At 60.5% G+C, this 23,752-nt stretch carries 19 protein-coding genes and 1 pseudogene; 6 read left to right on the forward strand and 14 right to left on the reverse strand.

The annotated features are described in order from the left end of the window. From QU481_RS21015 to rluD, 3 genes are all read right to left on the reverse strand, one after another. A partial coding sequence (locus QU481_RS21015) for a transposase domain-containing protein (protein WP_289831972.1) occupies positions 1–226 on the reverse strand: 226 nt, incomplete at its 3' end. Positions 227–357: 131 nt separating this feature from the next. Continuing rightward, positions 358–1,134: a peptidoglycan editing factor PgeF gene (gene pgeF / locus QU481_RS21020; RefSeq protein ID WP_435382753.1), complete on the reverse strand. Its 777-nt coding sequence runs from the start codon at positions 1,132–1,134 to the stop codon at positions 358–360. 13 nt (positions 1,135–1,147) lie between these two features. Further along, on the reverse strand, positions 1,148–2,251 hold the full coding sequence (gene rluD / locus QU481_RS21025; protein WP_289831974.1) for a 23S rRNA pseudouridine(1911/1915/1917) synthase RluD: 1,104 nt from the start codon (positions 2,249–2,251) through the stop codon (positions 1,148–1,150). On the opposite strand from rluD, the gene QU481_RS21030 reads away from it, so the two are divergent. Continuing rightward, positions 2,250–3,041 carry an outer membrane protein assembly factor BamD gene (locus tag QU481_RS21030; protein ID WP_289831975.1) on the forward strand — a complete coding sequence of 264 codons (792 nt, stop codon included), beginning with the start codon at positions 2,250–2,252 and terminating at the stop codon, positions 3,039–3,041. The two genes, rluD and QU481_RS21030, sit on opposite strands and share 2 nt — an antisense overlap. Before the next feature lie 73 nt (positions 3,042–3,114). Here QU481_RS21030 and pgaD read toward each other — a convergent pair whose 3' ends face one another. From pgaD to QU481_RS21055, 5 genes are all read right to left on the reverse strand, one after another. Next, complete coding sequence (gene pgaD / locus QU481_RS21035; RefSeq protein WP_289831976.1) at positions 3,115–3,612, reverse strand: poly-beta-1,6-N-acetyl-D-glucosamine biosynthesis protein PgaD; 498 nt, start codon at positions 3,610–3,612, stop codon at positions 3,115–3,117. After that, positions 3,609–4,895 (reverse strand): poly-beta-1,6-N-acetyl-D-glucosamine synthase, encoded by a 1,287-nt coding sequence (gene pgaC, locus QU481_RS21040; protein ID WP_289831977.1) that lies wholly within the window; start codon positions 4,893–4,895, stop codon positions 3,609–3,611. The genes pgaD and pgaC overlap by 4 nt, the downstream gene beginning before the upstream one ends. 3 nt (positions 4,896–4,898) lie before the next feature. After that, the gene (gene pgaB / locus QU481_RS21045) at positions 4,899–6,800 is read right to left on the reverse strand and encodes a poly-beta-1,6-N-acetyl-D-glucosamine N-deacetylase PgaB (protein WP_289831978.1); all 1,902 of its coding nucleotides are present in this window, start codon (positions 6,798–6,800) and stop codon (positions 4,899–4,901) included. 2 nt (positions 6,801–6,802) lie between these two features. Next, on the reverse strand, positions 6,803–9,280 hold the full coding sequence (gene pgaA / locus QU481_RS21050; protein WP_289831979.1) for a poly-beta-1,6 N-acetyl-D-glucosamine export porin PgaA: 2,478 nt from the start codon (positions 9,278–9,280) through the stop codon (positions 6,803–6,805). Between the two features lie 284 nt (positions 9,281–9,564). Then, positions 9,565–9,903, reverse strand: coding sequence for a P-II family nitrogen regulator (locus tag QU481_RS21055; RefSeq protein ID WP_289831980.1), 339 nt, complete (start codon positions 9,901–9,903; stop codon positions 9,565–9,567). 143 nt (positions 9,904–10,046) lie between these two features. On the opposite strand from QU481_RS21055, the gene purL reads away from it, so the two are divergent. After that, complete coding sequence (gene purL, locus QU481_RS21060) at positions 10,047–14,015, forward strand: phosphoribosylformylglycinamidine synthase (RefSeq protein ID WP_289831981.1); 3,969 nt, start codon at positions 10,047–10,049, stop codon at positions 14,013–14,015. A gap of 228 nt (positions 14,016–14,243) precedes the next feature. Further along, a pseudogene (locus tag QU481_RS21065) lies at positions 14,244–14,691 on the forward strand (ParB-like protein). A gap of 173 nt (positions 14,692–14,864) precedes the next feature. On the opposite strand, the gene QU481_RS21070 reads toward QU481_RS21065, so the two are convergent. Beyond that, positions 14,865–15,770 (reverse strand): LysR family transcriptional regulator ArgP, encoded by a 906-nt coding sequence (locus tag QU481_RS21070; RefSeq protein WP_289831982.1) that lies wholly within the window; start codon positions 15,768–15,770, stop codon positions 14,865–14,867. 136 nt (positions 15,771–15,906) lie between these two features. Between QU481_RS21070 and QU481_RS21075 the strand changes: the two genes are divergently transcribed. Next, on the forward strand, positions 15,907–16,530 hold the full coding sequence (locus QU481_RS21075; RefSeq protein WP_289831983.1) for a LysE/ArgO family amino acid transporter: 624 nt from the start codon (positions 15,907–15,909) through the stop codon (positions 16,528–16,530). A gap of 81 nt (positions 16,531–16,611) precedes the next feature. Here QU481_RS21075 and prmB read toward each other — a convergent pair whose 3' ends face one another. The 4 genes from prmB to QU481_RS21095 form a co-directional block, all read right to left on the reverse strand. Further along, the gene (gene prmB, locus QU481_RS21080; protein ID WP_289831984.1) at positions 16,612–17,517 is read right to left on the reverse strand and encodes a 50S ribosomal protein L3 N(5)-glutamine methyltransferase; all 906 of its coding nucleotides are present in this window, start codon (positions 17,515–17,517) and stop codon (positions 16,612–16,614) included. Positions 17,518–17,604: 87 nt separating this feature from the next. After that, on the reverse strand, positions 17,605–18,981 hold the full coding sequence (locus tag QU481_RS21085; protein ID WP_289831985.1) for a phosphomannomutase/phosphoglucomutase: 1,377 nt from the start codon (positions 18,979–18,981) through the stop codon (positions 17,605–17,607). A gap of 88 nt (positions 18,982–19,069) precedes the next feature. Continuing rightward, positions 19,070–20,101, reverse strand: a complete 1,032-nt coding sequence (gene trpD / locus QU481_RS21090) for an anthranilate phosphoribosyltransferase (RefSeq protein WP_289831986.1) — start codon at positions 20,099–20,101, stop codon at positions 19,070–19,072. A gap of 185 nt (positions 20,102–20,286) precedes the next feature. Further along, positions 20,287–20,856: an aminodeoxychorismate/anthranilate synthase component II gene (locus QU481_RS21095; protein WP_289831987.1), complete on the reverse strand. Its 570-nt coding sequence runs from the start codon at positions 20,854–20,856 to the stop codon at positions 20,287–20,289. 292 nt (positions 20,857–21,148) lie between these two features. On the opposite strand from QU481_RS21095, the gene QU481_RS21100 reads away from it, so the two are divergent. Further along, positions 21,149–21,412: a hypothetical protein gene (locus tag QU481_RS21100; protein ID WP_289831988.1), complete on the forward strand. Its 264-nt coding sequence runs from the start codon at positions 21,149–21,151 to the stop codon at positions 21,410–21,412. A 101-nt stretch (positions 21,413–21,513) separates the two neighbouring features. On the opposite strand, the gene QU481_RS21105 is transcribed toward QU481_RS21100, so the two are convergent. Further along, entirely contained in the window at positions 21,514–21,636 is a 123-nt protein-coding gene (locus QU481_RS21105; protein WP_289831989.1) for a hypothetical protein, read from the reverse strand. A gap of 454 nt (positions 21,637–22,090) precedes the next feature. On the opposite strand from QU481_RS21105, the gene QU481_RS21110 reads away from it, so the two are divergent. After that, a partial coding sequence (locus QU481_RS21110) for an IS1634 family transposase (protein ID WP_289831990.1) occupies positions 22,091–23,752 on the forward strand: 1,662 nt, incomplete at its 3' end.

Consider the following 23,752-nt stretch of genomic DNA (forward strand, 5'->3'; position numbering starts at 1 on the left):
TGACCTCGTCAGGCAGCACCAGATCGAGATGAGCGACGACCTCCGGGATGGACTGATGCCGGTCCATCGCCAACGCAATGACCAGCCAGACGGCCTGTTCGGCCGGCAATTTACGCCGCCGCACGCTGGCTTTGCCGGTCACTGCAAGTGCGTGGGCGATCCATGCGGGGTCAATTTGCTGAGAAAGTGCAGAGAAATCAGGGTGTTTATGAGCCTTGCTTACCATCTTGACCAACGTGAGGGAGTCAACCTGGCCGGAATATGAGCAAGATTCGCACCATGAAAAATGCCGTTCACTTGCTTAAGTGAACGGCATTACCGCCTAGGCGGGGCTCTTGTGCGGATAAGACACGTGGCTCAATCTGCCAACCAGATGCAACTGGCCATGCGCCCAGTGACGCGGTCGCGCCGGTAGGAGAAAAAGCGCTCGCGCTCCAGCACGGTGCAGTGCTCGCCACCATACACCTGGCTCACGCCGAGCGCGTTCAGCCGCTGGCGGGCGAGGGCATAGATGTCGGCCAGGTATTTGCCGTCCCCGATCGGCTCGAATGCCATCTCGGCCCGCTCATCGTGCGCCATGAAGGCCTCACGCACCTCGGCACCCACTTCGAAGGCATCCGGGCCGATGGCCGGACCCAGCCAAGCCATCAGCTCGATCGGCGCCACGCCCATCGCTCCGACGGTGTTCTCGATCACGCCGTTGCATAGGCCGCGCCAGCCGGCGTGGGCGGCGGCCACCACGCTGCCGGCACGGTCAGTCAGCAGTACCGGCAGGCAGTCGGCGGTCATCACCGCACACACCACGCCGCTTCGGTCGGTGAAGCTGGCGTCCGCCTCCGGGGCCGGCTTGCCCACCTGGGCGGCATCGACCGCCACGGTGCTGTGCACCTGGCTGAGCCAGGCCGGCTCGGCCGGCAGCCGTTCGGCCAACTTGGCGCGGTTAGCGGTAACGGCAGCATCGTCGTCGCCGACATGACGGCCCAGGTTCAGGCTGTCGAACGGCGGCTTGCTGACGCCGCCAGCGCGGGTGGTGATCAGCGTGCGCACGTTCGCCGGGGCCGGCCAGCTGGCGGTCAGCCAGTCGCCGGCATCGGCCTGCGCATCGATGCCCAGCACCTCGCCCAGCCGCTTGATGCCGCCGACCTGCTTATTCGCGGACATAGTGCACCTCGACATCATAATCGTCGTCGTCCCAGTCCTCGTCGCTGTCGTCCTCGGCCCAGCTCGGGCGGGTGGTGGTGTGGCCGCTGGCCATACCGGTTTCATCGCGCAGCACCGACAGCAGGTGGCGGATGTCGTCCGGCAGCTTGCTCTTCCAGGTCATCTCCTTGCCGGTCACTGGGTGGACCAGCGACAGCGAGAAGGCATGCAGTGCCTGGCGTTTCAGCGCCTTCACCAGTTCGGTGACCTGCTCGCTCATCGGGTGGCGCGGGTTGCCATACACCGGATCACCCGCCAGCGGATGGCGCGCTTCCTTCATGTGCACGCGGATCTGGTGAGTACGGCCGGTCTCCAGTTGGCACTCGATATACGAGTGGCTGGTATAGCGCTCCAGCACGCGCATATGGGTAACCGCCGCCTTACCGCCGAACTTCACCACCGCCATTTTCAAACGGTTGTGCGGGTCGCGGCCGATATTGGCGTCGATGGTGCCGTCGTAGGGCACGTTGCCGTCCGCCACCGCGCGGTAGATACGCTTGACGGTGCGCGCCTGCAGCTGGCGTACCAGATCGGCCTGCGCCTGCAGGGTTTTGGCCACGACCATCAGGCCGCTGGTATCCTTGTCGAGACGATGCACGATGCCTGCACGTGGCACTTGGGCCAATGCAGGGTAGTGGTGCAGCAGGCCGTTGAGTAGTGTACCGGTCCAGTTGCCTGCGGCCGGATGCACGACCATACCGGCCGGCTTGTTGATGACGAGAATCGCGTCATCCTCGTATACGATATTGAGCTCCAGCGGTTCCGGCTGGTAGGCCAGCACTTCATCGGACATTGTCTCGACGATGCTCAGGCGCTCTCCGCCCAAGAGCTTGGTCTTGGGCAGCAGCACGACCTTGCCGTCGACCTGGACCTGGCCATCCTTGATCCAGGCCGTCAGACGGCTACGGGAATAATCGGACAACAATTTGGCAAGTGCGGCGTCGAGGCGCTCGCCGCCCAGTTCAGGCGGTACGACGAGTTCTCGCGGTGCGGATGTTTCATTTTCCGAGAGATCGTTATAATCGTCGGAATCTGCGTAAGGATCGGTCATGAAAAAAATCGTAGCAGCTATGTTGGTGACGGCGGCCCTCGCCGGATGTGCGTCCACGGAGCCGTACGACGAAACACGCGGATGGACAGTGGAAAAACTGTACACCGAAGCAAAAGATGAGTTGAGCAGTGGTAATTATACCCGTGCAGTCAAGCTCTATGAAACGCTGGAGTCGCGCTTCCCCTATGGGCGTTACGCGCAGCAAGCCCAAATGGACCTGGCTTACACCCAGTACAAGGCTGGTGAGCCGGAGCAAGCCATTGCTGCAGCCGACCGCTTCATCAAGCTGCACCCAGCCCACCCCAACCTCGACTACATGTACTACCTGAAGGGCCTGGTGTACTACAACGACGACGCCGGCCTGCTGTCGAAATGGGCCGGCCAGGACATGAGCGAGCGCGACCCGAAGGCCACAAAAGAAGCATTTCAGGCCTTCCGCGAGCTGACCACCCGCTTCCCGAACAGCCCCTATGCCGCCGACGCCCGCGACAAGATGGTCAAGCTGCTCGACGCCCTGGGCGGATATGAAATGCACGTGGCCCGCTATTACATGAAGCGCGAGGCCTATCTTGCCGCCGCCAACCGCGCTCAGGGGGTGGTGAAGGAGTATTCCAACACCAAGTATCCGGAAGAGGCGCTGGCGCTCATGGTGACCGCCTACGATAGGCTCGACATGCCGACGCTACGCGACGATACCAAGCGCGTACTGGCGATGAACTACCCGCAAAGCGCCTACCTGAAGGATCAATGGAAGACCCAAGAGATGCCTTGGTGGAAATTCTGGAAGTAAGCCTGCCAGCTGCACAAAAAACCCGACGCACATGCGTCGGGTTTTTTATTGCCGAACCAACCACGACGGTGGATCAACCGACCAACACTCCGGCGCTCTCTGTCATCGCCGGTGGGACATCGTGTGCCTCGATCGCTGCGATCATCCCGGTTTCGTCGTGGTAAACCACGGCGATCCGGCTCGCCTGACCCGCCTCAACCGTGGCACGGGAAAGGCCGAAGTCGCTCGCCAACACGGCCAGCGACAAGTCAGGAGCCCGCCGGCGCCGTTCACGACCGGCAAAGCGGTAGTAATTGATCCGCGCCCATACCAACAGCAGCCCGCTTAGCGCTGCGACAATCAACGCGTAAACCAATAGCAATTTTATTAAACTATACCAACCCTCGCGCAGCACCATCTGGTCATATATCAGTTGAATACCAAAATACCAGCCAATCAGGCTGATCAGCGGCATCCACAGATACATCCAGAACAGCCAGAGCAGGGTAGTCAGCGACATCGAGACCAACCGCTGCATGAGAGTCAGATTGTGCTCGGCCTCAATGATAACTCCGTCATGAGCAATACTCATGCTCTGATCCCTCGATCAGGACTCACCCAGCGGGCCCGCTTGCCGCGGCGGTGAGCAATCGCCTGCGGCAAGGCCACCGTGGTTGTGCAGATATTGATCAACCAGTAGACCAGTGGATACCAGATCATCCAGAAATAATTGCGTCCAAGGCCTCGATCGTAATGACCATCCAGCCATTTGCTGATACTGAACTGTATCAGGCAGGTCGTGCCCAACACGATGCCATGCCAGCCCGGAATCAATGGTGAGGCGATACGCGGCCAGAAGTCCCACGGCACGACCAGACCGATCAGCCAAGTCATAATCAAGGTGGCCATCAGATAGGCCCAGGCCACGCTGAGAAAATATTCTGCATACACTGGCCACATACGGCGCATCCGCCAATGCCGGATGATGCCGAAATTGCGCAGCAACACCTGCGAGCCCCCCTTGGCCCAGCGCAACCGCTGCTTCCAGAGCCCCTTCAGCGTCTCAGGCATCAGGATCCACACCAGAGCCCTGGGCTCGAAGCGCACGTCCCAATGCTTGAGCTGCATCTTCCAACTGATATCGATGTCCTCGGTCAGCATGTCATCACTCCAATAGCCAACCTGATGCAGTGCTGTCTTGCGAAACGCAGCAATCACTCCCGATACAGTAAACAAACGCCCATAGGTGCGTTGTGCCCGCTTGATCAGGCCGATGATCGAAGTGAATTCCCCCACCTGCAACCGGCCGAGCAGCGTGGTCCGGTTGCGCACTCTGGGATTGCCGGTAATCGCGCCGACTCGAGGGCTGCCGACAAAGTGGCGCATCAGCCACTTGGCTGAATGCGGGTCGAGCAGGGCATCGCCATCGATACACAGCAGATGCTCATGCCGCGCCAGCAGGCAACCAGTGTTCAGGGCGACTGCCTTGCCTTGGTTACTGGCCAGGTGCACCACACGCAAAAGTGGGTGAATACCGGCCAACTCGTCGAGTATCTCGCCGGTGCGATCTTTGCTGCCATCGTTGATCGCGATAACTTCGAAATCGGGATAGTCGAGCGCCAAGGCGAAGTGGAGGGTCTCGTAGACATCCTCCTCTTCGTTGTAACAGGGCACAAGAACACTGATCGGTGGGTAGTCGAGATCGGGCGGCAACTCCAGCGGTGCATCCTTGCGCTCGTAGTGGAAATAGTAGTAGAGAGCTCCAACCATCCACAGATAGGCCATGAATAGCGGATAGTAGAACGCGTAGGCCAACAGCAGCACCCAAGGCAGGGCATACCATTCAGCACCTAGACTTCCGAGGAAGGTTTGCATCCGCTAACGCTCCGGTTCGCTCGTCATTGAGAACACGCGCTTGAAGCTCGCCACATCCGGGTTGTTCTGGAACGGCTCATCCGGGGCGTAGCCGATGTTTCGCGCCCCCCAGGTGTGCAGATCCACAACCCGTTGCTCTAGGGTATCGACCGGCACCGGCGCTTCCCCGTTCCGTCCGTCCTGACTAGGCAGCTCGAATACGGTCTTATCCAAGCCCCCCGGATAACTCGCCACCTTCTGGAACAAGGTGCGCAATCCATCTTCGCCACCGGTACTGCGAGACAGTGCAGATATTACAATGTAATTATAGTTGCTTAACGACTTGTCAAATGACTGAGATATCCATGCACGCGACTCGGGGTGCAACACGACATTCGGGTTCAGTGTCCGGGCCACGCGCAGATCGGGCTGGTAGCGCTGCACCAACTTGGCAAGCTCAAGGCTAAAATCGTTGACCTGCTCGGTTTTGCCCTCACTCCAGCGCGCCGCGAGCCTCGGATCCTGCCGGATCTGTTCCAGCGATGCCGGCAATCCCCACTGCTGGTAGGTACGCAAGGCATCGGCGCTGGCGTCGTCTTGCTCGTTCTGCTGGCCATCGTCCTGCATCAGCAGCCCCGCAAACCGTCCCGACTGCCCCAGGTCTTCGTAAATGTCCCGGATCAGCGTCCGCGAGGCGGTAGAGTAAGGGGACAGGTGAGCACCATCAGGCAAGTGGTAGGCCAGCAATGGCAGCCAAGCATACACCTCGACGCCGGCCCGGGTGTGCAACTGCCAAGCCACCCGATTGAACAGGTCGGCCCGCACCGGCATGTGGCGATTGGGGAAATAGAGCGACTGCGCAACGCCGGTATTACCCGGATCAGAATAAGCCTGCAGGTACACCAGGCTCGGCCCCATCTCCTTCACGCGGTCGAGCAGCTTGCCGAGGTTGTTGTTGAACACCACCGGATCGGCATCGTAAATGCTATCGATGCTGACCCTCATCGCCCGGGTAGGCTGCCGTGGCAAGCCATTGGGGGCCGTTTCCTGCGATTTGAAGATGTAGGCCAGGTCGCGCAGCGTCATGCTGGCGTCGATCAGGACACGGCGCAGCCTGCTCAACGGCGTAGTGCTCAAATTGACGCCATCGTCTAGCGTCAGGGTGATCGGCATCCCTAGCGAAGTGGTGATGTCTGTCAGTTCCTTGGTATAGCTGCCGTAAGGCCAGACCATCACGCGCGGCGCCTTGCCAGTTTCCCGCTTGATCAGGGCTGAATTGCGGATGAAGTCGGCACGCACCCTTGCCTGCATCTGGTCGCGGCTTTCATAGCGCTCGGTCTTCACATCGTAATGCTGGGTGCTGGCAGCCGGCTCCTCGTTGCCCTGCGGATTGGCGATCTGTCCGTAATGTAGGTCATAAGTGTGGCTCGCCACCTCGACGAGACCGCTGGCCTGCATTTCGCGTATCTGCGGCCAGGTGAGGAAATTTGCCCGCGGCACCGTTTTGCCACTGTAGTTCACCTGCCCGCCTTGCGGCGCGTCGAGCCAGCTGCCAACCAGCCCGATGACGGCCGGTGCCTTGAACAGCTTCAGGATAGGGAACACATAGGAATAGACGCTCTCATAGCCGTCGTCGAAGCTCAGAAGCACCGCCTTTTCTGGCAGGGGGCGGGTGCCAGCCCGATCCGCCAGCACATCGTCGACGCTGACGAACTGATAGCCGCGTCCGCGCATCCACTCCAGCTGCTTCACCAGCCCCACCGCGTCGACGCTGTACGGGTCATCGGGCTGAACATTCTGCACCACCTCGTGGTAACAGAGGACAATCAGTCGAGAGCCACTGGCGGCAGGGGCTGCGCCGACAAGACTGGCCATGACCATAAATAGCAGGCCGATCAGCGCATTGAACAGGTACCTATTTGTCATGATCAGAGTCGCCAGTCAAGGTTCATGTAGATGCGGTTGCCGGCATCGCTCACCCCATCATAGGGGTGGCTGTTTCGGGCAAAACCGTAACGTAGCGAGGCTCGCGACGTCCAAGCCCACTCCTGCTCGTAGTAGGCGAGCCAGGAGGTATCACTGCCAAAGCCTTGCTGGTAGTAGTTCCCCAGATAGAGGCCGAGCCGGTGGTGCAGGGTGGTAGTGCTGTTCCGCCAGAGTAGCCAGTCCTGCAGCGCGGTCAGGCCGATCTCATTGTCGCGTTGTGGGTTGAAGTACAGGGCCGACGGAATGTCGCGGTTTTGGCTGGCATAGGCAGACAGGATGGTGTCTATACGGTACGTGGGCCCGGAGTACCAGCGCTCGGTCCAGTTGGCCGTGAGCGCATCGCGACGGTTGCCGTCGCTCATGCTTATCGTGTTCACAGCCGCCATGAACTGGCGGATGTCGTCGACGCGATAACCAAGTTCGGCACTGGTATTGCGACCATGCACATCGGACAGGCGCCCCTTGATCGGGATGGCGTCGGTGTCTTCTTCGTGTCGCAGCCCAACGCTCAGTTTGTCGTTGGGTGTCCAGTTGGCCGCGATGAAACCACCGACCCTGTCTGTGCCGTCGGTCGACTGGGTTATGGCCGCCTCGCCGGTCCAGTTGGCCGACCGATAGTTCACACCGGCGCCGGCCGTGTCACGTCGCGCGTCCGGCGCATCGTCAAACGAAGCGCGGCCGTTATAGGTGCGGACAAAGATACGCCAGTTGTAGTCGAATGGCACACTGTAGAGGCGGGCCTCGACATTCCATTCGTTGGACTGCCCCGCACCCCGTGCACCGCTCAGATCCTTGCCCGAGTCGACCACCAGCTCAGGCCGATTCTGCCAATACCATTCCTGATTGAGCTGTTGCGTGCTCTGGCGCTCGGGTGCAGCGGCGTTGGCCGCGGCAACCGACTTTTCGGCGGCAGCGAACTGGTCGCTTTCGATCTGCGCACTGGCAAGGCCGATCTTTGCATCAGTGTAGTCGGGCTCGTCGACAAGCACCCGAGTATAGATACCTGCAGCCTCGCGAGGCTGCCCTCTCAGCAATGCCAACGCCCCGCAATTACTGCGTAACTCGGGGTTGTATGGGGCTTCATCGAGCATGCCATCGAGTTTCTGCTGCGCCAACGCTGTGCGGTTGTGATACGCCTGCAGCATCGCATCGGCCTGCATGACCTGACCATAATCGGGGTTGTAGCGGTTCTGCCGGCTCGGCGCATCGTAGCGGATTCGTGGCGTGTCTGCCTTCAACTGCGCCATGGCCCTTTCGGCATTGCCTGTCTGGCCGGCATCTTCGTAGGCATTGACGAGGCCCAGCCGCCAGTCTAGAGGCGCATCCTTGGGCGGGGTGTTGGCCAAAGCATGCTCGTAAAGCTGGATGGCACGCTTGGGCTGCTGCTCTTTGAGATAGGCATCCGCCACTGCCGCTTCGGCGTAAGCGGGCAATTTGTCCTCGGATTGCGACTCGTACAGCTGTATCGCCTCGCGTGATCGATTGCGTTGCTGCAGTAGCACCAGTCTGTCCGCAAGCGCCGTCATCCGCTGTCGGGCTGCGCTCTCAGGCAACTGGCTCTTGATTACCTTACTGTCAATCAGCGCCTTGTCGATGGTCCTGTAACGGGCCTCGCCTTGTTCTGTGCGCTCTTCCGCATCACCCCAGCGGCTCGCATAGGCGATCCGATCGAGCTCGACCTGATTGTTCAAATCCTGGTCAAGTAACCGACTCTGCTTGAGCGAATCGCTGGCACTTTGCGGTGCCCCAAGCCGCAGCAGCAACTCGGTATAGCTGCGCTCCAGATCGGGGTCATTGGGAAAACGCTCTCGGCTGGACTGCAGATAGGCAAGGGCACCAGTCAAATTGGGCGAATGAGCAAGGATGTAGGCGCGGGCACGCGTCAGACCCAGTTGATCCTTGGGTGCCTCTGACTTGGCAGCATCGAGCACAGACAAAGCCGCGGTACTGTCGCCGCTATCTGACAGAGCCATCGCCAGGCCCGCGCTGTGATCGGCGCTGGGCGACTTGGCTAGCGCCTGGCGATAGAGTGTGACGGCATAAGGGTAGTCGCGCTTGTCGCGTGCGATGCGCCCCAACTGAGCCAGCGTATCTGCAGACAGCGTCGCCGGATCGACGGCATGCGCCTTTTGCAATGCCTCATCCTTGCGCCCAACCCAGCCGAGGAGGGTCAGGTAATCGTCGAGCAACGGGCCGGTGAGCGGCGCCTTGCGCTGCTCGGCCTCAAGCATGTCTAGAGCGGCCTGTGGCTTGCCACCCCGTGCAGCCTGAATGGCATTACTGTAGGCAGGCTGTTTCCAGAGCGGCGGTTCGGCGTGCGCATAAACACCAAGGGTGAACAGGAATCCGGCAGCAAGTCCGTAGCGAAGTGGACTGGACATTGATTGAAGCGCCCCCTTATTTATATGCGGCAACAACACATACTCGTTGTTGCGTCGCTAGACACCTTCCCAGTGCCGCCGCTCTACCTTGCCGCATTGATGGCGGCGGGGTCTCAGACTGGGATTACTACGCGGTCTCTAATTAGCTGTTTTTTTGCTATTTGTCTGACGTTGCCATGAATGCAGCAGGCTCAATGCAGGCGCAATGATGCCATTAGCTTATTACGCTCTATATAGTCATTCCAGTCAATCGGGAAAAGCGTAGGGAAGGGGGCTTGCAGGGAGGGATAGGCTGCCGGCCAGAGCGGCCGGCAAGAGGAAAATCAGATAGCCTGCTCGTTGGTTTCGCCTGTGCGGATGCGCACTACCTGCTCCACCGGAGTTACAAAAATCTTGCCGTCACCGATCTTGCCAGTACGAGCAGTGGCGACGATGGTATCGATCGCACGGTCGACCAGATCATCCGGCAGAATCACCTCGATCTTCACCTTAGGCAGGAAGTCGACCACATACTCGGCGCCGCGGTACAGCTCGGTGTGGCCCTTCTGGCGACCGAAGCCCTTCACCTCGGTAACGGTCAGGCCGTTGATGCCGATGTCAGATAACGCTTCGCGTACTTCATCGAGCTTGAACGGCTTGATAACGGCTTCGACTTTCTTCATATAAAACGACTCCTGCGACTAATAATTTAGAATGGTGACATGATTTTAGCTGGCGACAGGCGGGAAGGGCGAGGCTTAGTCGTAGTTGGCGTTTTGGGTTATCATATACAGCTTCCCTGCCACACACCTGTCGCGAGTGACGCATGTCCCAGGTACTCAAGCTAAGGGGCGGTCGTGCCCTTTCCCAGTTTCGTCTCGATAAACTGCTCGAATTGGCCAAGGCCGCCAGTTTGCCCGAGCTTTCCCTCCACACTGAATACTGGCACTTCGCCGAAAGCAGTGCCGAACTTGATGCTGCATCCATCGATGCGCTGACACGCCTGCTGACGTCCGGCGGAGAGCAGCCTGCAAGCCAGGCGGCGCCGAGTGGCGAAGCCGAACTCTTCCTCGTGGTGCCACGCCTTGGCACCGTATCGCCTTGGGCGTCGAAAGCCACCGATATTGCTCATCGCTGCGGCCTGAACCAGATCCGCCGGATCGAACGCGGCACCGCAGTCTGGGTGAAGTCTGCCAGTCCGTTGACCGAAGCGCATCGTGCGGCGCTGGCGGCTCTCTTGCATGATCGCATGACCGAGACCGTGCTCGGTAATCTCGATGATGCCGTTCAGCTGTTCAGCCATATCGCGCCGCAGCCGCACGCCAGCGTCGACGTTCTTGAAGGCGGCCGCGCCGCCCTCGAATCGGCCAACCAGTCCCTGGGGCTGGCACTGTCCGACGACGAGATCGACTACCTGGTCGACAGCTTCAAGCGCTTGGGCCGCAACCCGAGCGACGTCGAGCTGATGATGTTCGCCCAGGCGAACTCTGAGCACTGCCGCCACAAGATCTTCAACGCGCAGTTCATCATCGACGGCGAAGCGAAGGACAAGACGCTGTTCGGCATGATCCGCGACACCCACAAGGCCCATCCGCAAGGCACGCTGGTCGCCTACAAGGATAACGCCTCGGTGATCGAGGGCGGCGTCATCGACCGTTTCTACCCGAACGCCGACACCCAGAGCTACGGCTTCAACAGCGAACCGACCCACATCGTGATGAAGGTCGAGACGCACAACCACCCGACCGCAATCGCGCCGTTCGCCGGTGCGGCCACCGGTGCCGGCGGCGAGATCCGCGACGAGGGCGCCACCGGCCGCGGCGCGCGTCCGAAGGCCGGTCTGACCGGTTTCTCGGTGTCGAACCTGAACATTCCGGGCTTCACCCAGCCGTGGGAGCAATACCGCGCTGACCAAGCCGAGTACGGCCGTCCGGGCCGCATCGCCTCGCCGCTGCAGATCATGATCGAAGGCCCGATCGGCGGCGCCGCATTCAACAACGAATTCGGCCGACCGAACCTAAACGGTTACTTCCGCACCTTCGAGCAGGAAGTCGACGGCGAGATGCGCGGCTACCACAAGCCGATCATGCTGGCCGGCGGTGTCGGTAATATCCAAGAGCAGCAGATCGAGAAGCACCAGATTCCGGAAGGCGCGCTGCTGATCCAATTGGGCGGTCCGGGCCTGTTGATCGGTCTGGGTGGCGGTGCGGCGTCCAGCATGGACACCGGTGCCAACACCGAGAGCCTGGATTTCGACTCGGTACAGCGTGGCAACCCGGAAATCGAACGCCGCGCTCAGGAAGTGATCGACCGCTGCTGGCAGCTGGGCGAGAAGAACCCAATCGTCTCGATCCACGACGTCGGCGCGGGCGGTCTGTCCAACGCGCTGCCGGAGCTGGTAAACGACTCCGGTCGCGGCGCGATCTTCGAGCTACGCAAGGTACCGCTGGAAGAGCACGGCATGAGCCCGATGCAGATCTGGTGTAACGAGGCGCAAGAGCGCTATGTGCTGGCGATCCTGCCGGACGCGCTAGAGCGCTTTGCCGCGCTGTGCGAGCGCGAGTGCTGCCCGTTCGCCGTGATCGGCACCGCCACCGATGATGGTCACCTCCAGGTGCGCGACGACGTATTCGACGCTAGCCCGGTGGACATGCCGCTGGACGTACTACTCGGCAAGCCGCCGCGCATGGTGCGCGACGTGAAGTCGCAGGAGCCGGAATTCCGCGTGTTCGACGCTTCGCGCTTCGACCTGCGCGAAACCGCCTACCGCGTGCTGCGCCTGCCGGTCGTGGCCAGCAAGCAGTTCCTGATCACCATCGGCGACCGCACCGTGGGTGGCCTGACCTATCGCGACCAGATGGTTGGTCCGTGGCAGGTACCGGTGGCCGATGCGGCCATCACCACGATGGGCTTCGACAGCATCCGTGGCGAGGCGATGGCGATGGGCGAGAAAGCGCCGACCGCACTGCACTCGGCAGCCGCGTCTGGCCGCATGGCAGTAGGTGAGGCGCTGACCAACATTGCGTCGGCGTTTGTCGGCCAGCTGGACAACGTCAAGCTATCGGCCAACTGGATGGCCGCTGCAGGCCACCCGGGCGAGGACGTCAAGCTGTTCCAGACCGTCGAAGCAGTGTCGCTGTTGTCGCAGGAAATCGGCGTCAGCATCCCGGTGGGCAAGGATTCGCTGTCGATGAAGACGACCTGGCAGGAAAACGGCGAGCAGAAAACCGTTACCTCCCCGCTGTCGCTGGTAGTATCGGCCTTCGCCCCGGTGGAAGACGTGCGCAAGTCGGTGACCCCGGAGCTGAAGTCCGACAAGGACACCGATCTGATCCTGATCGATCTGGGCTACGGTCGCTGCCGCCTGGGCGGCTCGGCGTTCGGCCAGGTGTGGAACTACCCGCACGGCCGCGCCACCGACGTGGAAAGCCCGCAGCAACTGGTCACCTTCTTCAACACCATGCAGTCGCTGCTGCGCGACGACATGCTGCTCGCCTACCACGACCGCTCGGAAGGCGGCCTGTTCGCCACCCTGTCCGAAATGATGTTCGCCGGCCATGTGGGCGTGAGCATCGATCTGCAGGAACTGGTGATCGAGCGTCAGAACGCCCAGCGCTTCGCCGAAGATTTGGTGCAACCGAGCGACGAGCAGACGACCCATGGCCGCATCATGCGCGTACTGTTCAACGAAGAACTCGGCGCGGTACTGCAGGTGAAGAAGGCCAACACCTCCGAGGTTATCGCACGCTTCATGCAGGCTGGCATTGGCCGCGAACTGTTTGTGATCGGCCGCGTCAACGGCGACGACCGCCTGGTGATCAAGCACCGCGGCCAGGAGCTGCTCAACGAGCCGCGCACTGAGCTGCAGCGCACCTGGAGCGAAACCAGCTACCGCATTCAGCGTCTGCGCGACAACCCGGCCTGCGCCGACAGCGAGTTTGCCTTGCTGGCCGATCCAAAGGCCCCGGGCCTGTCGGTCAACCTGAGCTTCGACGTCAACGCCGACCCGGCCGCACCGTTCATTGCCACTGGCAAGCGTCCGCGCGTGGCAGTACTGCGCGAGCAGGGCGTGAACGGTCAAGTCGAGATGGCCGCAGCGTTCACCCGCGCCGGCTTCGAGGCGGTGGACGTGCACATGAGCGACATCATCAGCGGTCGCCGTTCACTGGAAGAGTTCGCAGGCCTCGCGGCTTGCGGCGGCTTCAGCTACGGCGACGTGCTGGGTGCCGGCGAAGGCTGGGCGAAGAGCATTCTGTTCAACGCCCGCGCTCGCGATCAGTTCGAAGGCTTCTTCCAGCGCTCCGACACCTTTGCGCTTGGCGTGTGCAACGGCTGCCAGATGATGTCGAACCTGTCCGAGATCATTCCGGGCGCCGAGAACTGGCCACATTTCCGCCGCAACCAGTCGGAGCAGTTTGAAGCGCGCTTCAGCATGGTGCGCGTGCCGGAATCGCCGTCGATCTTCCTGGCCGACATGGCCGGCAGCGAGCTGCCGGTGGTGGTCAGCCACGGCGAAGGCCGCGCTGTGTTCGCGCCGGGCGCGATCGACAAGGTAACCGTGGCACTGAGCTACATTGACGGCAACGGCCGCTCGACCGAGACCTATCCGCTCAACCCGAACGGTTCGCCGCAGGGCATCACCGGCGTCACCACGCCTGATGGCCGTTTCACCATCATGATGCCACACCCGGAACGCGTGTTCCGTGCGATGCAGAACAGCTGGCACCCGGACGACTGGCAAGAGCTCGGCGGTTGGTACCGGATGTTCGCCAACGCCCGCAAGTGGGTCGGCTAAGCTCGCGACCAGCACCACTGCAAAACGGAAGCCTTCTGGCTTCCGTTTTTTTATGCCGGCGGACATTCACGAGGTCGCCGGCTCTCCTTCATTTGATCGCGGCCGTGTTTGCTATCCTTCAGTGGCGGAGCAGCCCAGCGTGGGCCGAGTTGGTTGAAGGAGAGCAAGATGTCCAATATCAAGGAGTCGGCGATTCATGAACTCCATCCAACCCAGATCACAGTTGGCATGATTGAAGTTCGGGACAAGAAAAAGCACTTGGCCTCGCTAAAGCACCAGGAGCAACGGGACTTTATGCCGTCCCATCCGATGCCTGCCGTGATTGGGCCGGAGGAAACTGTATATTACCGACCATCATCACCTGGGCCGGGCGGCTTTCGAGGCCGGTGTCGTAACAGGCTTTTTTGAGGTTGAGGCTGATCTGTCTTCCTACAGCCTGGAAGATTTCTGGAAGGAAATGAACAAGCACCTGTTGGTTCACCCGCTGGATGAGCACGGCGTGCGACATTCTTACTCGGCCATCCCGCATCAAATGGAGAAGCTGGTCGATGTCACTTACCGTTCTCTTGCCGGCTACGTGCGAAATGCCGGCGGCTACGATAAGACGCCGACTGCCTTTGCCGAATTTGCCTGGGCCGACTTCTTCCGCCGCTCCATTCCCATCGAGGATTTGTAAGCTGACTTCCTGACTGCAGTACAAGCCGCCTTGCCCTTGGCCCAAAGCGACCTGGCTAAAGGCATGCCCGGGTTCAAAGGGAAGTAGTCATCGCCCATCCAGCCCCAAAGCCCCCGCCCCCGCCCACCGCCAATCCGGTCAGCATAGTCCGTAACAAGACCTAGAACAGGCTCTTAGCTCCGGTCCGGAATCGGCCGTAGCGCCTGACGGCAATAGGCGAGCAGGGTATCCGCCAAGTCTTCGACCAACGCCGAGCCCACCCGCCAGTGATGCCAATAAAGCGGCAGGTCGACCCATTGCCCAGGGGTCAGGTCGATCAGTTCGCCTTTGGCCAGCTCGTCCCCAAGCATCAGCTCAGGCAACAGGCTGTACGCGAAGCCCAGCCGCGTGCCATCGATAAAGCTCGCTGGGTTCGGCAGCAGGAAGCGCGGATAGCTGCCGCGATAGCCAAGCTTGTCGGCCAGGTACTCGCTGTGCAGGTCGTCTTTGTGGCTGAACTCGATTGCCGGCGCCTTGGCCAGTGCCTCATGGCTTAGCCCACCGGGGAAGTGGCGGATGGCAAAAGCCGGCGTCGCAAGACAGCGGTAGCGCATCACCCCGAGCGGAACGCTGTCGCCGCCCTGGATAGGTTGCGCACGGGTGCTGACGCAACCTATCACATGACCCTGGCGCATCAGCTCGTGCGTGTAGTCCTGATCATCGAGCATCACATCGAGCAGTAGCCGCCGTTCGGCCAGCAGCGGAGCGATCGCCGGCAGGAACCAGCTCGCCAGGCTGTCATTGTTCACGCCGACGGCCAGGGTGGTGTACTGATTGGCATCGTTGTCCGGCTGTAGCGCATCCATCAGGTCGGCCTCCATCAGCGACAACTGACGGTAATGCTGGAGTAGGCGGCGTCCGACTGTCGTCGGCTGCACTGGGGTGGTGCGGGTCAGCACCAACTGGCCAATCCTGTCCTCGAGCTGGCGGATGCGCTGCGACACCGCCGACTGGGTGATGAACAGCTGACTGGCCGCCTTGTCGAAGCCGCCCGAGTCGACCACGGCGGACAAGGCTTGTAGGTGACGAGGGTCGAACACGACGGCTCCTTCCGGCCAAACTCGATTATTAATTCTACTAATGAAACAGTAAAACAATCAGTTTGATTCAACAAGCCGATAAACGTAGGCTGTCGCTCCAATCCCTTTGTTTCTGCGGCTTACCGCCGCCTTTACTATGTTTTTCAATCCCAGTGTTTATCTGTCTGCGCTGATGTTGTCCGCCGGCCAGATCATCGGCATCGGCCCCCAGAACGCCTACGTCATCAGACAGGGGCTCGGCCGCAGCCATGTGGCACCCATCGTCGTCATCTGCGTCGTCTGCGACATTCTGCTAATCAGTGCGGGGGTGTTCGGCATGGGCAGCCTGATCGCCGGCCTGCCGCTGTTCGTCAAAACGGTGACCTGGCTCGGTGCCGCCTTCATGTTCTGGCTGGCGTACAAGGCATTTCGCGCCGCGCTGGCGCCGTCGGGATTGACGCTCAGCGACAGCGTCGAGCGCGACAGGAAGGCCGTCATCCGCACCATCCTGGCGGTGACGCTGCTCAACCCCTATGTGTGGCTCGACACCGTGGTGCTGATCGGGAGCCTGTCGTCTGCTTACGGACCGGGCTCGCAGTTGAGCTTTATCCTCGGCTGCATCACCGCTTCGATTACCTGGTTCGTGGCGATCGGCTTTTTCTCCGGCAAGCTCGCGCCGGTATTCGAGAAACCGGCGAGCTGGCGCGTGCTCGATCTGGTAATCGGCGTCGTCATGCTGCTGACCGGAACGGTTCTACTGCGCAATTTTGGTTTCCAGTAACAGCGGGGCTGGCCGACCACATCGGCCGGAAATAAAAAACGCCGACTCTGTGGAGCCGGCGTTTTTATGGGACTAGGCGGATTACTCGCCGCGCATGGCCACCAGGTCCTCGCGGGTCAGCAGGAACACGAAGCCATCGCCACCACTGGTATCCAGCCAGACGAAGGGCAGGGTAGGGAAAGCGGCTTCCAGCACTTCGCGGTTGTGGCCAATCTCGACCAGCAACACACCCTTCGGATTCAGAAAGTCGGCCGCCTTTTCAAGAATTACCCGGGTGGCATCAAGGCCATCAAGCCCTGAGCCCAGTGCCAGTTCCGGCTCGTGCAGGTATTCCTCCGGCAGCTCGTCAACCGATTCGGCGTCGACGTAGGGCGGGTTGGAGATGATCAGGTCGTAGGTGTCCTCCAGACCCTCGAACAGATCGGTGTGGATCAGGTTGACCCGGTCCTCCAGGCCGTAGCCCTGTACGTTGATGCCAGCCACTTCCAGCGCGTCGAGTGAGATGTCCACTGCATCGACTTTGGCATCCGGGTAGTGATGCGCCAACTGGATCGCCAGGCAGCCCGAGCCGGTGCACAGGTCGAGGGCACGGTGAACCAGCTCATTATGCTCGATCCACGGTGCCAGTGGCTCGCCGAGCAATTCGTAGATAAACGAGCGCGGCACAATCACCCGTTCGTCGACATAGAAGCTGAACTCGCCCTGCCAAGCCTCATGGGTCAGGTAGGCAGCGGGGATGCGCTCAACAGCGCGACGCTCAATCACATCGAGGACATCCTTGATCTCGACTTCCAACAGGCGAGCATCGAGATAAGGTTCCAGCTGGTCGATTGGCAGCTTCAGCGTTGCCAAGATCAGGTACACCGCCTCGTCGTAGGCGTTGTCGGAACCGTGCCCGTAAGTGAGGCCGGCTTCGTTGAAACGTGACACGGCAAAGCGCAGCAGGTCGCGCACGGTAGTCAGCGTGCTGGCGGCTTGAGCGTACATAGAGTTCCTTTCAATGCAACGGGGACACAGCGCGGGCCATGTCCCCAGTGTGGTTCAAGGTCGGCGTTCGGCCAACCTTGGCGTGTGTCAGAACGGCAGTTTGGCGTCGGTAGCGGAGGCTAGCACCTTGCGGAAGTCGCCCTTGATGCGTTCGAGCGCGTCCTTGTTGTCAGCCTCGAAACGCAGCACGATCACCGGCGTGGTGTTCGACGCGCGGGCTAACCCAAAGCCGTCCGGATACTCGACGCGCAGACCGTCGATGGTGATCACCTCGTCAGCCCCGTCAAACTGAGCGGTTTCCTGCAACTTGGCGATCAGTTCGTGGTTGTCGCCTTCCTTCGCCATCTTCAGGTTAAGCTCCGGCGTCGACACCGAGTTTGGCAGCGCATTGAGAAGCTCGCTCGGGTTATCAACCTGCGACAACACTTCCAAGAGGCGTGCCCCCGCGTACAGACCGTCGTCGAAGCCGTACCAGCGCTCCTTGAAGAACACGTGCCCGCTCATTTCACCGGCCACCAGGGCGCCGGTTTCCTTGATCGCAGCCTTGATGAAGCTGTGGCCGGTGCGGCACATCACCGGCTCGCCACCATGCTCGCGAATCCACGGCGCCAGCAAGCGGGTGGACTTCACGTCGTAGATTACCTTGGCACCCGGGTGACGCTCGAGCACGTCGGCGGCAAACAGCATCAGCTGGCGGTCCGGCCAGATGATGGTGCCATCTTTCGTGACCACACCGAGGCGGTCGCCGTCGCCGTCGAAGGCGAGGCCGATTTCCGAGTCGGTCTTGGCCAGCGCTTCGATCACATCCTGCAGGTTTTCCGGCTTGGCCGGATCCGGGTGGTGATTCGGGAAGGTACCATCGACGTCGCAGAATAGCTCGCGCACACGGCAGCCCAGGCGCCGGAACAGCACCGGCGCAAACGCGCCCGGTACGCCGTTACCGCAATCGACCACGATGTTCATCTGGCGCGACAGTTTGATATCAGAGGTAATGCGCTCCAGATACGCCTCGGCGATGTCGTAGGTGTCGTAACGGCCTTCGCCTTCAGAGAAATTCTTCTCCTTGATGCGCTGACGCAATGCCTGGATGGCATCACCTGCCAGCGTCTCGCCAGCCAGCATCATCTTGAAACCGTTGTAGTCCGGCGGATTATGGCTGCCGGTCACCATCACGCCCGACAGGGTTTCGAGCTTATAGGCGGCAAAGTAGAGCATCGGCGTGGCGACACGGCCGACGTCGATCACGTCGATGCCGGCGGCGCGAATGCCGTTCGACAGCGCCTCGACCAGCTCCGGGCCGGACAGACGACCATCGCGGCCGACCACGATCGCCTTTACGTTGCGCACCTGCGCTTCGCTACCGATGGCGCGGCCGATCAGCTCGGCAGCTTCCGCGGTCAGCGTTTTGCCGACTACGCCGCGGATGTCATACGCCTTAAAGATGTCTTTGGAGGGAGTGTGCATTGCTTAGCGCTTTTGTAGTGATGTGATGACAGCGTCGCCGCCAGCAAAAACGGCCAACAATGTTGGCCGAACCGTGTTGTTCTGAATGTCAGGCGGCTAGTGACCGAGTGAATTGTACCAGCTCGTCAAGTTTCTGACGGGCACGACCGGAGTCTATCGCCTCGCGGGCGCGCTCTATGCCCTCGGCCAGGCAGTCGGCAACGCCGGCGGCGTAGATGGCCGCACCAGCATTGAGCAGCACGATGTCGCGATGCGGACCGTGCGAACCTGCCAGCACCGACAGTACCATGCGCTGCGATTCCTCGGCGGTGTCGACACGGATCGCCTTCAGGTCGTCGGCCAGCGCGATACCGAACTGGCGCGGGTCGATTTCGTACTCCTCGATACGGCCGTCCTTCAGCTCGGCTACCAGCGTCTTGTCTGCGATGGTGATCTCGTCGAGGCCGTCGCGGCCGTGCACCACCAGCACGTGGCGGCTGCCCAACTCCTTCAGCACCCGCGCCTGGATGCCGACCAGGTCAGGGTGGAACACGCCCATCAGCTGGTTTTCGGCTTGGGCCGGGTTGGTGAGCGGGCCGAGAATGTTAAAGATGGTGCGTACGCCCAGTTCCTTGCGCACCGGCGCGACATGGCGCATCGCCGAATGGTGGTTGGGGGCAAACATGAAGCCCAGGCCGACCTTGTCGATGCTCTGGCCCACCTGTTCGGCCGACAGGGCCAGGCTGATGCCCAGCGCCTCGATCACGTCGGCGCTGCCGCTGCTGGACGACACCGCACGGTTGCCGTGCTTGGCAACCCGTGCACCGGCGGCGGCGGCCACGAACATGGCGGTGGTGGAGATGTTGAAGGTGCGCGCCTTGTCACCACCGGTCCCGACGATGTCGATCAGGTGAGTACGGTCGGTCACCGGCACCGGCGTGGCGAATTCGCGCATCACGGTGGCGGCAGCGGCGATCTCCAGCACGCTCTCTACCTTCACGCGCAAACCGACCAGGATGGCCGCCATCAGCACCGGCGACACCTCGCCGCGCATGATCTGACGCATCAGGTCGAGCATTTCGTCGTAAAACAGTTCGTTCTGGTCAATCAGCCGGTTTAGCGCGGCCTGTGGGGTAATCATGTTTCTGGCGTCTCCAATACGTTGTGGCTCGCGTTTGGCTTAGAGCCGCTAAACAATGAGGCGTTGCCGGGTGTCTCCGAAGCTGGCACTCGACGCAGCGGTCCCAGTCAGGCGCTCTGTCGCAGATAGTGAAAGCAGGGCAGAGCAACAACGCTGAGAGGACTTAGCGACTCTCGACCGCACCTTCAGGCGTGTTCTTTCAGGAAGTTATCGAGCATGGCATGACCGTGCTCGGTCAGAATCGATTCCGGGTGGAACTGTACCCCCTCGATCGGCAGCGTCTTGTGCCGCACCCCCATGATCTCGCCGTCGTCAGTCCAGGCAGTTACCTCCAGACAGTCGGGCAGGCTGTTCGGTTCAATGACCAGGCTGTGGTAACGCGTGCAGGTGACGGGGTTGGGCAAGCCGCGAAACACCCCGATATCCTTGTGAGCGACCGGAGAGGTCTTTCCATGCATCAGCGTCTGAGCGTGAACGATCTTGCCCCCGAAGGCCTGACCGATGCTCTGGTGGCCGAGGCAGACCCCCAGAATTGGAATCTCCCCTGCAAAGCGATGGATAGCCTCAACCGACACGCCCGCTTCGTTCGGAGAACAGGGCCCCGGGGAAATCACCAGGTATTGCGGTGCCAGCTCGGCAATGCGCTCAAGGGTGATCTCGTCGTTGCGGTACACCTGCACGTCTTGGCCTAGCTCGCCGAAATACTGGACAAGGTTGTAAGTGAACGAGTCGTAATTATCTATCATCAACAGCATGGCGATAACATCCTTTTATCGTGACTAGACGGACTTTGCGAAAGACACGCCGGGCTACACCACGAATCAAGCACTTTTGCCATCGCTGCAGCCAAGTCCGTCAGTCCAAGACTGAATGCTAGCCATCATACCCGATGGAAGCGGCTTTCTGGGGCATAGATTAAGGATGTTTCACAGAAAATGAAGTTGAGAATCGCTAGGCCATCGCCATGTCCTTTCGTCGCATCAATCGATCGCTCACGCCGCAGATCCTATATTTAGGATTCGTCCACTCCCGAAGCGAGCGCCACCGATGAACGCTCTGGATATCTTCGAAATGATGGTACGAGGGGAAGGGGCCGTCCCTGGCAACTTGACTGGTCTGCATGCAGCTGCCCTGTTGGCCGAGAATCTGGCCGAGGCGGCACCGCGGCTGACGCATGATGAACTGTGGCGTATGGTCGCAGTTGGTGCGTTGATCTGCCGGCAAAACGAATGCGAACTTCCCCCGAATCTTGTAGCTAGCCACCACTTACGGTACCGCGGCCTCACCACACCGCCGCCGTTTTATCATTAAATTGTCGACTACCCGCTTCGGCGGGTTTTTTGTTGCCTCGTCTTGTCAGCGAGGGCACATGGTTCATGTCGGATAACGGTAAAAATCCAACAGCGGGAGAGTCAGTAAAGCATCACCAGCAAGGCAATCAGAATGCCGATAAGGCAGACCAATAGATCGCCAGCCCATGCATCATTGTGAAAGCGTAGACGTAAGACATGACGGATAATCTTTTTGGGGTCCATCGTCGAAATCCTTCTTTCGGGCTGCCACTACGATCCACAGCACCGCAAAGCGATTGCAACAACAGTTTCAATAATAGACATCCAATCTACATGATGGGACCGGATAAGGGTATGGAAGGTGACGGCTGCCGCTAGAGCAGTTAAACATGCCACAGTCATAAATGGCCATCAACATGGTCAACACTGAGCAATCATTCGCCGTGGCTCGGAAAAAAAGAAGCGGGAAGTAAAAACTTCCCGCTTCTTGTGTTTGGCATAGCCTTGTCTGGCCTGCTTCTTCCTGTCTCGAAATCCCGAGTTCGACAGTTCGCCCCCAAAAATTGCCTGTTTTCGCTGCTGACCTCTAATAACCATGCGGGTTTCAGTGTCGATTTCGCCAAAACTCTTGTGGTGGCACGTTTTTGACCATAAAACCGTTATTTGACATGCACTATATGCCTGATAAAGTGACGGCATGTTTGTCAAAGTCACCAAGTCCGGCAGCCGCCGTTACGTTCAACTGGTCGAGTCTTACCGGGGGGAGGATGGGCGCGTCAAAAAACGCACCGTCGCCACCCTCGGACGGCTTGACCAGATTGGCTCGGAGCTCGAGTCCGTCATTTCCGGCTTACTGCGCCTGACCGGTCGTTCCATGCCTGACCATGTCGCACCGACCTTCGAATCGGCCCGTGCACTGGGTGACGTTTGGGCGTTGACCGAGCTTTGGGAAGAACTGGGCTTTGGTCAGCTGCGCAAAGCCTTCCGCCGTACCCGCCACAGCATCGACATAGAAGCCTTGGTTCGGGTGATGGTGCTTAATCGACTGTGCGACCCCGACTCCAAGCTCGGTGTGCTGCGCTGGCTGGAAACCGTCAGCCTGCCTGGCATCGTTGCCGAAGCCATCGAGCACCAGCACCTGCTGCGTGCGATGGATGCCTTGATCGTGCATCAAGACGCCGTCGACCAGGTCGTGTCTGCGTTGCTACGTCCGCTGCTCGATCAGGAACTGGCAGTGGTGTTCTATGACATGACCACCATCCGTGCCGAAGGCCTGTCGCAGCAGGATGGCGATGTGCGCAAATTCGGCATGGCCAAGGAAGGCGTGATCGCCCGCCAGTTCATGCTCGGCGTGGTGCAGACTGCCGACGGCATTCCGCTCTACCACGAAGTGTTCGATGGTAATACCGCCGAAGTCACGACGCTCAAGCCGACCATCGAGAAGGTGATCCAGCGTTTCCCGATCCGGCGTGTGATCGCCGTCGCCGACCGTGGGCTGCTGTCCACCGACAACCTGGCCGAATTGCAGGCGATCAGCCTGCCGAGCGGTCAGCCGCTCGAATTCATCCTGGCGGTGCCGGGGCGCCGCTACTCCGACTTCGTCGAGTTACTGACACCGTTTCAGCAGGCGGATTGCCTGAATGCAACCCAGGAAGTCACCGGTGAGCTTGAATGGGAAGGCTTGCGCCTGATCATCGCGCATAACCCGGAAACCGCCGCTGAGCAAGGCGCACAGCGCGACCGTCTGATCGCCGAGCTGGAGCGGAAGGCAGCCGAATGGACCGGCAAACTCGATGCGCAAGATGCCGGCAAACGTAGCCGAGGCCGTAAGCTATCGGATGGTGGCGCGCGGGCGCGTTTCTACCATGAGGTATGCGAAGCACACTTGGCGCGCATCGTCCGCGTCAATCTCAAGAGTGAGCTGTTCAGCTACGACATCGACGCACAGGCGCTGGCGCATGCACGGCTGATGGACGGCAAACTCCTGCTGGTGACCAATACCGCTGATCTGAAGCCCGACGAAGTCATCGAGCGCTATAAGTCACTCGCGGATATCGAACGCGGCTTCCGCGTGCTGAAGTCGGAAATCGAAATCGGACCGGTCTACCACCGGCTGCCGGACCGTATCCGTGCCCACGCCATGATCTGCTTCATGGCTTTGGTTCTGTATCGAGTAATGCGCCAGCGCCTTGCTGCCAGTGAAAGTAGCCTGTCGCCCGAACGGGCGCTATCACTGCTGCGTCGGATTCAACACCACCGCGTGACCTTGAACAACACTCAGCCAATCTCGGGGATCTCATCGATTAGCCAGGAACAAACCAGCATCCTGTCTGCTTTGCAGGTCAAGAAACCGACCGCC

It is taken from the genome of Crenobacter oryzisoli, from assembly GCF_030385785.1.
Taxonomy (GTDB): Bacteria; Pseudomonadota; Gammaproteobacteria; order Burkholderiales; family Chromobacteriaceae; genus Crenobacter_A; species Crenobacter_A oryzisoli.

Bases quoted from the DNA above. Each gene is read 5' to 3' on its own strand.
- purL (WP_289831981.1), top strand. From the start codon at position 10,047: ATGTCCCAGGTACTCAAGCTAAGGGGCGGTCGTGCCCTTTCCCAGTTT.
- pgaB (WP_289831978.1), bottom strand. From the start codon at position 6,800: ATGACAAATAGGTACCTGTTCAATGCGCTGATCGGCCTGCTATTTATG.
- pgaD (WP_289831976.1), bottom strand. From the start codon at position 3,612: ATGAGTATTGCTCATGACGGAGTTATCATTGAGGCCGAGCACAATCTG.
- trpD (WP_289831986.1), bottom strand. From the start codon at position 20,101: ATGATTACCCCACAGGCCGCGCTAAACCGGCTGATTGACCAGAACGAA.
- rluD (WP_289831974.1), bottom strand. From the start codon at position 2,251: ATGACCGATCCTTACGCAGATTCCGACGATTATAACGATCTCTCGGAA.
- QU481_RS21095 (WP_289831987.1), bottom strand. From the start codon at position 20,856: ATGCTGTTGATGATAGATAATTACGACTCGTTCACTTACAACCTTGTC.
- pgaC (WP_289831977.1), bottom strand. From the start codon at position 4,895: ATGCAAACCTTCCTCGGAAGTCTAGGTGCTGAATGGTATGCCCTGCCT.
- QU481_RS21075 (WP_289831983.1), top strand. From the start codon at position 15,907: ATGTTTTTCAATCCCAGTGTTTATCTGTCTGCGCTGATGTTGTCCGCC.
- QU481_RS21105 (WP_289831989.1), bottom strand. From the start codon at position 21,636: ATGGACCCCAAAAAGATTATCCGTCATGTCTTACGTCTACGCTTTCAC.
- QU481_RS21100 (WP_289831988.1), top strand. From the start codon at position 21,149: ATGAACGCTCTGGATATCTTCGAAATGATGGTACGAGGGGAAGGGGCC.
- prmB (WP_289831984.1), bottom strand. From the start codon at position 17,517: ATGTACGCTCAAGCCGCCAGCACGCTGACTACCGTGCGCGACCTGCTG.
- QU481_RS21030 (WP_289831975.1), top strand. From the start codon at position 2,250: ATGAAAAAAATCGTAGCAGCTATGTTGGTGACGGCGGCCCTCGCCGGA.
- QU481_RS21055 (WP_289831980.1), bottom strand. From the start codon at position 9,903: ATGAAGAAAGTCGAAGCCGTTATCAAGCCGTTCAAGCTCGATGAAGTA.
- QU481_RS21085 (WP_289831985.1), bottom strand. From the start codon at position 18,981: ATGCACACTCCCTCCAAAGACATCTTTAAGGCGTATGACATCCGCGGC.